The 12,509-nt window shown below is 71.3% G+C and carries 14 protein-coding genes; 1 reads left to right on the forward strand and 13 read right to left on the reverse strand.

Features of this window, described 5'->3' with window-relative positions; all coding sequences use genetic code 11:
- Positions 1 to 3: 3 nt before the first annotated feature.
- The 13 genes from DDP54_RS02405 to DDP54_RS02465 all read right to left on the reverse strand — a co-directional run bounded on the left by DDP54_RS02405 (position 4) and on the right by DDP54_RS02465 (position 11,375).
- Positions 4 to 1,944 (reverse strand): DUF2207 domain-containing protein, encoded by a 1,941-nt coding sequence (locus DDP54_RS02405; RefSeq protein ID WP_109130398.1) that lies wholly within the window; start codon positions 1,942 to 1,944, stop codon positions 4 to 6.
- A 2-nt stretch (positions 1,945 to 1,946) separates the two neighbouring features.
- On the reverse strand, positions 1,947 to 2,417 hold the full coding sequence (smpB, locus tag DDP54_RS02410) for an SsrA-binding protein SmpB (RefSeq protein ID WP_109130399.1): 471 nt from the start codon (positions 2,415 to 2,417) through the stop codon (positions 1,947 to 1,949).
- A gap of 49 nt (positions 2,418 to 2,466) precedes the next feature.
- Entirely contained in the window at positions 2,467 to 3,786 is a 1,320-nt protein-coding gene (locus DDP54_RS02415) for a peptidoglycan DD-metalloendopeptidase family protein (RefSeq protein WP_109130400.1), read from the reverse strand.
- 1 nt (position 3,787) lies between these two features.
- Positions 3,788 to 4,702: a permease-like cell division protein FtsX gene (ftsX, locus tag DDP54_RS02420; protein ID WP_109130401.1), complete on the reverse strand. Its 915-nt coding sequence runs from the start codon at positions 4,700 to 4,702 to the stop codon at positions 3,788 to 3,790.
- An 18-nt stretch (positions 4,703 to 4,720) separates the two neighbouring features.
- Positions 4,721 to 5,410 (reverse strand): cell division ATP-binding protein FtsE, encoded by a 690-nt coding sequence (gene ftsE / locus DDP54_RS02425; RefSeq protein WP_109130402.1) that lies wholly within the window; start codon positions 5,408 to 5,410, stop codon positions 4,721 to 4,723.
- 152 nt (positions 5,411 to 5,562) lie between these two features.
- Positions 5,563 to 6,693: a peptide chain release factor 2 gene (prfB, locus tag DDP54_RS02430; protein WP_109130403.1), complete on the reverse strand. Its 1,131-nt coding sequence runs from the start codon at positions 6,691 to 6,693 to the stop codon at positions 5,563 to 5,565.
- 29 nt (positions 6,694 to 6,722) lie between these two features.
- Positions 6,723 to 7,181 carry a pilus assembly protein TadG-related protein gene (locus DDP54_RS02435; protein WP_242448171.1) on the reverse strand — a complete coding sequence of 153 codons (459 nt, stop codon included), beginning with the start codon at positions 7,179 to 7,181 and terminating at the stop codon, positions 6,723 to 6,725.
- Between the two features lie 2 nt (positions 7,182 to 7,183).
- Positions 7,184 to 7,642, reverse strand: a complete 459-nt coding sequence (locus tag DDP54_RS02440; RefSeq protein WP_109130404.1) for a pilus assembly protein TadE — start codon at positions 7,640 to 7,642, stop codon at positions 7,184 to 7,186.
- Positions 7,639 to 8,019, reverse strand: coding sequence for a TadE/TadG family type IV pilus assembly protein (locus tag DDP54_RS02445; protein WP_242448172.1), 381 nt, complete (start codon positions 8,017 to 8,019; stop codon positions 7,639 to 7,641). The genes DDP54_RS02440 and DDP54_RS02445 overlap by 4 nt, the downstream gene beginning before the upstream one ends.
- A 46-nt stretch (positions 8,020 to 8,065) precedes the next feature.
- Positions 8,066 to 8,293, reverse strand: coding sequence for a hypothetical protein (locus DDP54_RS02450; protein WP_242448173.1), 228 nt, complete (start codon positions 8,291 to 8,293; stop codon positions 8,066 to 8,068).
- 58 nt (positions 8,294 to 8,351) lie between these two features.
- A complete protein-coding gene (locus DDP54_RS02455; RefSeq protein ID WP_109130406.1) occupies positions 8,352 to 9,284 on the reverse strand; it encodes a type II secretion system F family protein in 933 nt (310 codons plus the stop codon).
- Complete coding sequence (locus DDP54_RS02460) at positions 9,281 to 10,141, reverse strand: type II secretion system F family protein (RefSeq protein ID WP_109130407.1); 861 nt, start codon at positions 10,139 to 10,141, stop codon at positions 9,281 to 9,283. Before DDP54_RS02460 ends, DDP54_RS02455 begins: the two co-directional genes overlap by 4 nt.
- A gap of 7 nt (positions 10,142 to 10,148) precedes the next feature.
- Complete coding sequence (locus DDP54_RS02465) at positions 10,149 to 11,375, reverse strand: ATPase, T2SS/T4P/T4SS family (protein ID WP_242448422.1); 1,227 nt, start codon at positions 11,373 to 11,375, stop codon at positions 10,149 to 10,151.
- A gap of 167 nt (positions 11,376 to 11,542) precedes the next feature.
- Between DDP54_RS02465 and DDP54_RS02470 the strand changes: the two genes are divergently transcribed.
- Positions 11,543 to 12,460, forward strand: a complete 918-nt coding sequence (locus DDP54_RS02470; protein WP_109132291.1) for an aldose 1-epimerase family protein — start codon at positions 11,543 to 11,545, stop codon at positions 12,458 to 12,460.
- Positions 12,461 to 12,509 lie beyond the last annotated feature (49 nt).

Raw genomic sequence — 12,509 nt, forward strand, 5'->3', positions numbered from 1 at the left:
CTGTCACCAGCCGCCGCCGCCCCCGCCGCCGACTCCCCCGCCGGAGAAGCCGCCACCGCCCGAGAATCCCGAACCGCCCGACGAGCCGGGCGTCGGTGCCGACAACGACTGCGTCGCGATCGACGTGAACGACTCCAGGCTGTGGCCGAACGCGGCGTACGACACCCAGAACGCACCCGGCTGGAAGCTCGAGCCCGAGTACCAGACCGGCTCCGGGACCGCACGCCCCTGAGCAGCGAGCTCACCGAAGAGGTTCGACCACCGCTCCGCGACACCGAAGACGATCGCGTAGGGCAGGTACCGGCTGAACAGGTCCTCGCCCTCCTCGAACCGGATCTGGTTCGCCTCGGCGGTCTCGAGGTAGCGCTGGAAGCCCACGGCCTCGGCGAGCACGGCCGTGCCGGCGGCCGTCCGGGCCGGTGCGGACTTCGCGAGCGCGAGGACGACCAGCCCGACGACGGCAACAGCGCCGCCGACCAGGGCCCGGCCCTTGATGCCCACGCCGCCACTCATCAGTGCCCCGACGGCGCCGAACACGAGCAGCACGGCGCCAGCGCTTCCCCACTGACGTCGGACCGTCCGAGGGTTGTGGGAGAACCAACCCTTGCTCGTGACGTCCTCGTACAGACCGGTCTGCACCAGCGCCATCGACGCGGCGAAGGTCGTCTTGAGGTCGGAGAGCTTGACCGACGCCCGCCCCTCGAACAGCTCGTCGAGCAGCTTGGACTCGAACGCCAGAAGCCCTGAGCGGTCACTGTTCAGCGCAACGAGCTCCCAGTTCTTGACCTTGCGGCGGGGGTCCTTGCGTGGGACCTCGCGGATCTGCAGGAAGCCGCGCACGGCGAGGTCGATGATCGTGGCCGTGACGTCGCGAGGGTCGGCCTTCTCGTCGAGCAGGGTGCCGAGCTCGCCCGCGCGCGCGTCCTTGGGTGGGCTGAACTGCACGGCAACCGGTCCCCGCTTGTCGCGGTAGCCCGTGGTCCCGGCCTGGCCCGCGGCGGGCATCAGGCCGGGGGTGAGCCCGAGGTAGGCGCGGTCGCGCCCGGTGCGACGGACCCGAGAGATGGCGAACGCCGAGCCGACGCCGGCGACGAGCAGGGCGAGACCCCCGGTCACGGGTGTCGGGGTCACCGGGTCGAGCGGGCTGGGCCGGTCGCCGAGGATGAGCCCGACGCCGGGGAACGTCCCGGCCGGCCACCCGGTCACGACCGCGAACTCGTCGCCGACCGGGACATCGGCCTGAGTGAACGTCGCCGTCGGTCCCGCCGAGACGGCACTGCCGCAGGGGTCGGTGCTCCCGTACGGTCCGGCGAAGCACGCGACCCGGGTGACCTCCGCCGGACCGGTGACCGTCACGGCGAGGTTCGCCAGCGGGATCTGCCAGTCCGACCCGATCACGTTCCAGTACAGCTGGTCGCCCTCGTGCGTGGTGCTGTCGGGGTTGATCCACCCGTCGACCGTGTAGCTCACGGCGTACGTGTGGACGCCCTGGATGTGTCCCTGGTCGGGGTCGCCGATGCGCAGCACGATGGCGTCGTCGGAGTCCTCACGGTTGACCTGCGCCGGCGCCGTCTCGCTCGCCGCCGTGATCCGCGAGATCTTGAAGATCCGGTCCTGGGTGTCGTTGCCAGAGATCTGCTGCCGGGTCGGGAGCGTCAGGTACGGACCGTGGCCCGGGTCGTTGCCGAAGTCGAAGTCGAACTCGAGGTTGACCCGCGCGACCCCGTCCGCGGTGACGGCGACATCCGCGGTGTACCGCGTGATGTGCTGGCCGGTCGTGTCTGCGCGCGCAGCGGGCGCCGTTGCGAGCCCGACCCCGGCCCACCCGAGCAGGGCCACCGTCGCGACGATCATCGCGAGCGTGTGCCGACCGACGTGGGCGATCCTGCTCGCGTCCGACGACGACGCGTTCGTGCGGGTACCGCTCCGGACCGCTGCGCGCATGACTACCTGTCTCGCTTCTCCCTGATCGCCCGCTGCGACTCCAGGTTGTCCTGGCGCTCGCGGAGCGCCTGACGCTTGTCGTACTCCTTCTTGCCCCGCGCCAGCGCGATCTCGACCTTGGCGCGACCGTCGACAAAGTACAGCGCGAGCGGCACGATCGTCTGGCCCTTCTCGCGGGTCTTCGACTCGAGCCGGTCGATCTCGGTGCGATGCAGCAGGAGCTTGCGCTTGCGGCGTGGTGCGTGGTTGGTCCACGTGCCCTGCGCGTACTCGGGGATGTGGACGCCCTCGAGCCACGCCTCACCGTTCTCGACCTCGCACCAGCTGTCGATGAGGGAGGCCCGGCCGGCCCGCAGCGCCTTGACCTCGGTGCCCATCAGCACGATGCCCGCCTCGAACACGTCCTCGATGATGTAGTCGTGACGCGCCTTGCGATTGGACGCGACGAGCTTGCGCCCACTCTCCTTGGCCACCGACCCGCCCTCCCCATGCTCACCGGCACTGACGTGCCAGCGCACGAGCCTACAGGCCGAGCAGGGGCCGAGGATTGACGGTCGCGCCGTTCACGTAGACCTCGAAGTGCAGGTGGCACGCGCCCGACGTCCCCGTGTTGCCCGAGTATCCGAGCAGCGTCCCCTGGTTGACCTTCTGCCCGGCACGCACCACGAAGCTCGTCATGTGGTTGTAGCTCGACATGAGCGAGTTCCCGTTCACGAACCCGTGGTCGACCATCACCTGGTTGCCGAACCCGAAGCGCATCTGCGCCCACTGGACCGTGCCGGCGCGGCCCGCGTAGATCGGGGTGTTGCAGTAGGTGCGCAGGTCGATCCCGGCGTGCAGGCGCACGTAGTGCAGGATCGGGTGCATCCGCATCCCGTACTCCGAGGTCACGTAGATCGGGTTCACCGACGTCGGGTTCGCGAACAGGCTGTTGCCGATCGGTCCCGCCGCGGCGACCTTCTTGCCCTTCGCCTTGGCGGCAGCCTCGAGGGCCGCCCGCTGCGCCGCGATGATCTGCGCGAGCTCGGCTGCGACCTGCGCGGCCTCGGCGTCGATGCGCGCCTGCTCGGCCTCGGTCGCGGCCTTCTCGGTCTCGATCGTGGCCTTCTTCTCGGCCTGCTGCGCGACGAGCTGTTCGATCTCCGCCTTGCGGTCCGCTGCCGCCTGCCGCGCCTGGTCGGCCTCGACGACCTTCTGGTCGGCCTCGGCCTTGAGCTCGGTGACGCGCTCGCGGATCGCCACGAGCCGCGCCTCGTTGTTGCGGTCCTGCGCCTCGATCTGCCGGAGCGCGTCGAGCGACTGGCTCTGCGTCCGCAGCGCGGTCGCGACCAACCCGTACTGCTGGATGAAGTCCTCGGTGCTCTGTGCGTCGAGCACGATGCTCACGCTCGAGACCCCGCCCCCACCCTTGTACGCCTCGCGGGCCATCTGCCCGATCGCGACCCGGATCTGCGCGCTCTTGTCGGCGTCCGCGGCGATCGTCGTGCCGATCGCTGTCTCCTGGTCCTTGGCGTCCTGCAGCCGGGCCGCGATGATCGCAGCCTCACGCTGCGAGCGCTCGAGGGTCGCCGCCGCCTCCTGAAGCTCGGTCTGCGCAGCAGGCAGCCGCTGCTCGACCGTCTGGAGGTCGAGGACGGCCTGGGCAAGGTTGGCGTTGATGTCCTCGAGCGACGCCGCCAGCTGGTCATGGGCCTTCTGGTTCGCGGCCGCCTGCTGCTCCGCGGCCTTGCGGCGATCGGACAACGCATCGGCCGAGGCGGGCCCGGCCGTGGCGGAGAGCGCCGCGAGGACCGCGACGAGGACGGTCGCGAGCAGTCGGGCGAGGCTGGGGCGTCGGCTCATGTCACACCTTGGTGTAGCGGCTGAGGGTCACGAGCGAGGAGACGGCGGCCAGACCGATGGCGACCACCACGAGGAACGGCGCGACCGTCCAGACGTCCGCCGTCGTCACGTACGGGATCCACGAGATCGAGGCACCGAGCCAGTCCGTCACGAGGTACTTGACGCCCAACCAGATGCCGCCGACGGCGAGCCCCGCCCCGAGCGTCGCGGCCAGAGCGCCCTCGAGCATGAACGGCAGCTGGATGAACAGGTTCGACGCGCCGACGAGCCGCATGATGCCCGTCTCGCGGCGCCGGCTCATCGCCGACAGCCGGATCGTCGTCGTGATGAGCAGGACGGCCGCGAGCAGCATCACCGCGGCCAGCCCGACCGACAGGAGCGTCGCCCGGTTGAGCACGAGGAACAGCGAGTCGAACAGCCGCCGCTGGTCCTGGACCTCCTCGACCCCCTGGCGACCGCTGAGGACGTCTGCGACCACCTGGTACTTCGTCGGGTCGGCGAGCTTGATGCGGTAGGACGAGTTCATGTCGGCCGCGGTCGTCTCCGCCGCCCACCACTGGTCCTTGAACTGCTTCTGGAACGCCGTGAAAGCCTCGTCCTTCGACTCGAAGTACACGGTCTCGACGTACGGCTTGACGTCCGGCGCGTCGAGCGCTGCCTGGATCGCCGCCTTCTGCTCGTCGGTGACCTCGCCCCCCGCGCACGTCGGCTGCTGCGAGTCCCGCGGGCACAGGAAGACCGACACCTCGACCTTGTCGTACCAGCTGTCCTTCATGGCGCCGATCTGCATCTGCAGCAGGGCGGCGGCACCGACGAACGTCAACGACACGAACGTCACGAGGATGACGGAGATGGTCATCGACAGGTTGCGGCGCAGGCCGATCCCGATCTCCGACAAGATGAATTGCAGTCTCACAGCGTGTCCAGCTCCTTGTCAGCGCGCCGAGCCGTACACACCGCGCGACTGGTCACGAACCAGCTCGCCGGAGGACAGCTCGATCACGCGCTTGCGCATCTGGTCGACGATCTCGTCGTCGTGGGTCGCCATGACGACAGTGGTGCCGGTCCGGTTGATGCGGTCGAGCAGTCGCATGATGCCGAGCGACGTCGTGGGGTCCAGGTTTCCGGTGGGCTCGTCGGCCAGCAGGATCGACGGCCGGTTCACGAACGCGCGCGCGATCGCCACGCGCTGCTGCTCACCGCCCGACAGCTCGTGCGGACGCCGCTTCTCCTTGCCTGCCAGTCCGACCATCTCGAGCGTGTCCGGGACCGTCGTGAGGATGTGGTGGCGCGGCTTGCCGATGACCTGGAGCGCGAACGCGACGTTCTCGAAGACCGTCTTGTTGGGCAGCAGCCGGAAGTCCTGGAACACCGCGCCGATCTGGCGGCGCAGGTGCGGGACCTTCCACGACGACAGGGTCGTGAGGTCCTTGCCCGCGACGAACACCTTGCCGGCGGACGGACGCTCCTCACGCAGGACGAGGCGCAGAAAGGTCGACTTGCCCGAGCCGGATGCTCCGACGAGGAAGACGAACTCCCCGCGCTCGACCTCCAGGGACACCTGGTCGAGGGCGGGTCTCGCGCCGCGCGCGTAGACCTTGGTGACGTTCTCGAATCGGATCACGGCTCGGGGGCCAGTCTCGGGGACATGGGGTGGAGCGCATCTGGCCTTCCCGAGGGTAGGCAGGCTCCCCTGCGGATCGGCGTCAGACACGCCGCACCCGCCGCACCACCGCCATCAGAACCGTCCCGGACCTGGGCAATCCGCGTCGCGCGTCAGTCCCTGACGACGTCCTGCGCGCGGCGCCAGCGGATGCCCGCCTCGAGGAACCCATCGATGTCGCCGTCGAACACGGCCGACGTGTTGCTCACCTCGTACTCCGTGCGCAGGTCCTTGACCATCTGGTACGGGTGCAGCACGTAGGAACGCATCTGGTCGCCCCAGCTCGCCTTGACGTCGCCCGCCATGGCCTTCTTCGCGGCGCTCTCCTCGGCCTGACGCACGAGCAGGAGCCGCGACTGCAGCACGCGCAGCGCCGCGGCCCGGTTCTGGATCTGGGACTTCTCGTTCTGCATCGACACGACGATGCCCGTCGGGATGTGGGTCATCCGCACGGCCGAGTCGGTCGTGTTGACCGACTGCCCGCCCGGGCCCGACGACCGGAACACGTCGACCTTGATCTCCGACTCGGGGATCTCGACGGAGTCCGTCTGCTCGATGAGCGGGATGACCTCGACCGCAGCGAAGGACGTCTGGCGCCGACCCTGGTTGTCGAACGGCGAGATCCGCACCAGCCGGTGCGTGCCGGCCTCGACCGACAGGTGACCGAACGCGTACGGCACCTTCACCTCGAAGGTGGCGGACTTCAGCCCGGCCTCCTCCGCGTAGGACGTGTCGAGCACCTGCGTCGGGTAGTTGTGCCGCTCGGCCCACCGCAGGTACATCCGCAGGAGCATCTCGGCGAAGTCCGCCGCATCGACGCCGCCGGCGCCGGAGCGGATCGTGACGACGGCCTCGCGCACGTCGTACTCACCCGACAGCAGGGTCCGGACCTCGAGCTCGCCCAGGTCGGCGCGGATCTTCGCGAGGTCCGCCTCGGCCTCGGCGAGCGCGTCGGCGCTGTCCGAGCCGCCGACGGCGTCGTCCGCGGCCATCTCGACGAGCGTCTCGAGATCGTCGATGCGGCTGCCCAGCTTCTCGACGCGGTCGAGCTCGGCCTGCGAGGCCGACAGTGCCGAGGTGATCTTCTGCGCGGCATCCGGGTCGTCCCACAGGTCCGGCGCCGAGGCCTGCTCGGACAGGCGCTCAATCTTCGCCTGGAGCGCCGTCGGGTCGCTCACTGCCTGGATGGATTCCAGCGTCGTTCGCAGGTTGCGGATCTCCGCGGAGAAGTCAGTGGTGGCCACAACGGTCCAGATTACCCGGTCGTTCCGGTTCACCAGGCGCGTGCGCTCGACTCCGCCTCGAGCGCGATACCGTCCGACCACGGCGCGGTGACCCAGCTGATCAGCGCCGGGCGAGCGAGCGCACCGAGCCGCACGTGGGCCGACCGGCCGTCGTCCGAGGTCGCCTCGAGCACCTGGAACCCGTCGAACCGGGCCGCCACAGCGGGGTTGTCGGCCAGGTAGGTGTCGACCGCGCGCCGCACGTCCCGGTCGGTCAGCCGGACAGTGCCCGTCGCGGCGAACCCGTCCGGTCCCGCCGGGAAGTACTCCGTGGCCGACAGCTCGTCGGCCGCCTCGACGGCGATCGAGTCCGCGGCCGCGAGGAGCCGCTTGCGTTCGACGTGGATCCCTGTCGCCGACACGACCCCGGTGACGAGCAGCAACGCCACGACCATGAAGCCGATCGACAGGATCATGATCTGGCCGTCGTCGCCCGTCGGACGCCGCACCGCTACCGCCCCCTGAACTGGTCGACCGGCGCGACGGCGTCGCCGCGCACGGGGATCTCGAGCGGGACGACCGAGCTCACGAACGACGGCACGAACGGCAGCCGCACCGCGAACCGCACGGTCGCCGCGACGTCGCTGCCCGGTTGCAGGCACGGGACGCTCGAGCACTCCAGCTTCAGGGACGAGGCGGGGTCGACGTCCTCGAAGCCCTGGTCGCGCAGCGCGAGGGCGACCGCGGCGACCGCCCGGGCACTGCCCACGTCGATCGTCGAGGCTTCGGTGTACGCACGCCCGGCCTCCCCCGCGGCGCCGTCCGCGGCGAACGTCGCTGCCTGCAGCCGCCCGAGGAGCAGCACGAGGTACAGGACCGGGATCAGCAGCAGCACCGTCACGGCGAGGAACTCGACGATCGCGTTCCCGGCGTCGTCGTGATCCGAGACCGGCCCCGTTCCCCGCCTCATGGGCCCTCGACCAGCGCATGGCCCGCCACCGTGAGCGTGCCGGCCGGCCCGACCAGTCCCGCGACCGGGAGCGGCGCGACGACCGTGACCTCGACGACATCCAGTCCGTCGATCACCGTCCGCCGCACGGTGACGTCCTGCGCGTACGCGGAGGACAACGCAGCCGCGATGAGCTGGCGCGTGCGACCGGCACCGTCCTCCGAGGTCCGGTCCGCGAGCGCCGCGTAGCGCGCACCGGCCGCCGCGCAGTCGACCAGCGTGTTGCGCACGTGCTGCGCCAGCGTGAGCTGGAGTACGCCCGCGAACACGAGGGCGACGAGGCCTCCGACGAGCGCGAAGTCGACCACGGCCGAGCCACGATCGTCAGTGCCACGCACCGTCCTCACCCCACGTACGGCCCGGCCCCAGCGGGTCATCCGGCCCTCACGGGACCGTCGGGCCCTTGACGCTGCTGATCGCGTCGGTGAAGACCTGGGCCAGCGCCGGACCGGCCACGGCCCACAGGGCGATGACGAGCCCAGCGGTCATCAGGGTCACGAGCACCCAGCCGGGCACGTCGCCGCGCTCGCGGTCCTGGCCCAGACGTCCGATGAGCCCGGTCCGGAACCTCACGAGCACCGATCGCGCCCGGCTCATCCCTGCGTGTGTCATCGTGCCTCTCCTGTTCTTCCCCGGCGGGTCGCCGGGGCTCGATGCTGCCGATGGACGGTCACAGCCCGCTCCGGAGCACAGCGAGGCTCGGGAACGCGGCGAACACGACGGTGACGGGCAGGATGAGGAAGACGACCGGGACCATCATCAGGACCTCCTTGCGCCCGCCGGACTCCATGAGTGCGCGCCTGCCCTGCTCGCGGACGTCCTGCGCCTGGGCGCGGAGCACGTCTGCCAGGGGTGTCCCCCGCTCGACGGCCACGGCGACTCCTTCCGCGAAGCGCGCGAGGCCGGGTAGACCCGTGCGGTCCGCGAGCCGCTCGAGCGCGGTCGTCAACGGCGTGCCCGACCGGGCGTCGGCGAGCGTCGTGGCGAGCTCACCTGACAGCTCGCCTCGCGTCGTGCGGACCACGCGTTCGAGAGCGCCGACAGCGCCCTCGCCCGCACTGACGGACAGCGCGAGGAGCTCGGCCACGGTCGGCAGCTCCGCCAGCAGGCGGGACTCTCGCGCCGTGACCTCCCGCGAGAGCTGGTAGTCGCGGGCCAGGACGCCCGTCAGCCCGGCGGCCAGGACCAGCAGGACGAGCGGAGCCGGCTGGGCGGCCCGAGTGGCAGCGAGACTGAGCGCGAACGCCAGGCCGCCGGCAAGTCCCAGCACGCCCCAGACGACCTGCTCGGCGCGGAACTGCTCGACGGACTCGGTCCGCCCGGCCCGTTCGAGGCGACGGCGGACGTCTGCGGTCGAGGACCCGAATCGAGCGACGACCCGGACGCCGTCAGCCATGACGGGTGCGATGAGCCGCTCGAGGGTCGGGAACGGCGTCCTGACGGCCGGCGCCCGCAGCAGGGTCGAGGCCGTGCGTTGGGGGCGCAGGTAGGGCGCGAGCCGGTCGTCGAGGACGGTTCGGCGCGCGCCGAGCCGCCACCAGACGATGCCCGCACCCGCTCCGCCCAGGGCGCCGATGCCGGCACTGACCAGCGCGGCGTTCACCGCAGCACCCGAGGGTCGGCAGGCAGCTGGCCGATGCGGGTCATCAGCACGTACGCGACGACGCTGCACGCTCCCCCGCCGACGAGGACCACGAGCCCGGCGAACGTGTCGAAGGCGCGGGCCGCCTCGGGCCGCGTGCCCAGCAGCGCGAGCACGACCCACGGCGCGGCCACAGCGATGCGGGCGGCATAGACGGTCCAGCTCTGCCGGGCCTCGAGCTCGCCCCGCGTCCGCGCGTCCTCGCGCAGGAATCCCGACAGGGTGCGCAGCAGTCGACCGAGGTCCGTCCCGCCGACGTCACGCGTGATCCGCAGCGCCTCGACGATCCGGTCGGCGACCGGGTCGGCCAACCGGGCCTTGAGCGCGTCGAGGCACTCACCGAACCGGCCGGTCGCGCGGTAGTCCTCGGCGAACGCGAGGAACGGCTCGCGGACCTCGGCGGGCCCGCGGTCACCGAGCTGGCCCAGCGCCTCGGGCAACGACAGCCCGGCACGGATGCCCGACGCGAGGTGGTCGACAACCTCCGGCCAGACGTCGCGAAGCCGGACCGCGCGGCTCCGCGCCCGGCCTCGCACCAGCGCCGTGGGTCCGGCGACGGTCATGAGCGCGAAGCAGCCGGCGATCGCGGGCGACCGCGTGACAGCGACGCCCACCAGGAGCACCAGCAGCGCGAGCATGACGCTCGTGGCGACGAGAGCGCCCGGCGTGACCTGGGGAGCGCCGGCCTGGACGAGGAGGTCCTGCGTGCGCGCCCGCCACCGCTCACCGCGCCGCACGCGACGCTGCGGCGGGGTCCACAGCGACCACCAGACACAGGCCAGGCCAGCGCCGAGCAGGAGGCCGACGACGACGCCCATCGCGGCCTCAGCGCTCGCCGCGCAGCAGCGCGGGCAGGTCGATACCGGCGTGAGCGAAGCGGTCCTGGTGCGGCGGGTAGCCGTCGCCGCGCACCAGCTCCTCGCCGCGCACGTGGTAGAGGTCCGCGATCTCGACGACGCCGTTCTCGACGCGACCGGGCACGCCCACGATCTCCCGGACACGCCGTCGACCGCGCGCGTCGAGCCCGAGGTGCACGACGATGTCGATCGCTGCCGCGACGGTCGGCACGACGAAGCGGTCGGACACGTTCTCCCCGGCGAGGAGGGGCAGCGTGCACAGCTTGGTGAGCGCCTCGCGCGCCGAGTTGGCGTGCAGGGTGCACATGCCGGGAACGCCGGCGTTGAGCGCGACCAGGAGGTCGAGCGCTTCCGCCTCGCGGACCTCGCCGATGATCAGGCGGTCCGGGCGCATCCGCAGCGCCTCCTTGACCAGTCGACGCAACGGGATCTCGCCCGTCCCCTCGAGGCTCGGTTGACGGCACTGGAGCGCCACCACGTCGCGGTGCCCGAGGTTGAGCTCGAAGACCTCCTCGCACGTGATGATCCGCTGCCGCGGCGGGACGGAGCCGACCAGCGCCCCGAGCATCGTCGTCTTGCCGGCCTGGGTCGATCCTGCGACGAGGACGTTGAGGCCGACTCTCACGGCGGCATCGAGGAAGACCGCTGCGGCGGCGGGCAGCGAACCGAGGGTCACCAGGTCCTCGAGGTGGCGGGCGCGTGCGACGTACTTGCGGATGTTGACGGCCCAGTCGCGATGCGTGACGTCGGGGATGACGACGTGCAGCCGTTCCCCACCGGGCAGGCTCGCGTCGACGAACGGGCTGGACAGGTCGAGGCGACGGCCCGAAGCCTTGAGCATCTGCTCCACCAGGTCGCGGACCTGGCCCGCGGTCAGGATGGTCGTGGTGAGCTCGGGCTCGCCCCGGCGTGCGACGAAGACCTTCGACGGAGAGTTGATCCAGATCTCCTCGACCTCCGGGTCGTCGAGGTACTGCTGCAGCGGCCCGAGACCGGCAACGGCATCGATGATCGACTTCAGCGCCCCGTGCGGGTCGGCGAGCGGAGGGACCGCGCCGATCACGCTCCGCCCGTCGTAGTCGGCGAGCGCATCGGCGACGAGATCCTGGATGCCTCGGCGGTCGCGGACGGGGTCGATGCCGCGGCGGCGGATGAGCTCGCGGACCTCGGTCTCGAGGATCGCCACGCCTTCCACCGTCACCCGCGTCTCCGCTTCCGTCAGCCCACCCGAGCACCCGGTCCGAACCGGGGCGGACCCGACAGTAGGGGACGAACCGGGCATCTCGCACCCGTCTGTCCACAGTCGGACACGTGGCGCGTCGTTCGCGCGCTCTCGCAGGCGGCGCCTACTACCGTGTGAGCGTGAACACTCCCGCGCCGTCCGGCCGCCAGTTCGAGCTCGTCCTGGGCGCCCAGCGCGCCACGATCGCCGAGGTCGGCGCCAGCGTGCGCGAGTACGCCGTCGGCGGGCGCGACGTCGTCCTGCCCTTCGCGGCGGACCGCATCGCCCCCGCGTTCTCCGGCGCCGTGCTGGTCCCCTGGCCGAACCGGCTGCGCGACGGCCGGTACACCTACGCGGGCGTGGACCACCAGGTCGCCCTCACCGAGCCCGACCGGTCCACGGCCCTGCACGGTCTCGTCGCCCACGCACGGTTCACCCCGGCAGCGGACGCTCCGCCGACGGCCACGTCGGTGACGCTCGAGCACCACCTCGTGCCGACCGCCGGCTACCCGTTCCCGCTGCGTACCCGCGTGATGTACACGCTGACGGACGCGGGCCTCGGCGTCACCGTCACGACGACCAACCTCGGGGACGTGACGGCGCCCTACGGCATCGGCTTCCACCCGTGGCTCTCACCTGGCGACGCACGCGTCGACGAGTGCACGCTGCGCCTCGACGCTGACAGCCGCGTGACGGTCGACGACCGCCTGCTCCCCACCGGGACGGAGCCCGTCGCGGGGTCCTACGACCTGCGGGAGCCGCGCCTGCTCGCCGGCGTCGCCCTGGACGACGCGTTCGTCGACGTGCGGCGGGATGCGGACGGACTGTCCTGGATCCAGCTCGGCGCTCCCGACGGGCACGCGGCGGCGGTGTGGATGGACGGTTCGATGGACACCTGGCAGGTGTGCACGGGCGACGGCATCCCGGTCATCGAGCGCCGTGGCGTCGCGGCCGAGCCGATGAGCTGCATCGCGGACGCGTTCCGCACGGGTGAGCGACTCGTTCATCTCGCGCCTGGCGAGAACTACACCGTCCGCTGGGGGCTGACCCTGCTCTGAGCCGCGGCCCGCCCGTCATGGCGCGGGCGGTCCAGCTCAGGTAGCCCGG

Source organism: Cellulomonas sp. WB94 (genome assembly GCF_003115775.1).
GTDB lineage: Bacteria > Actinomycetota > Actinomycetes > Actinomycetales > Cellulomonadaceae > Cellulomonas_A.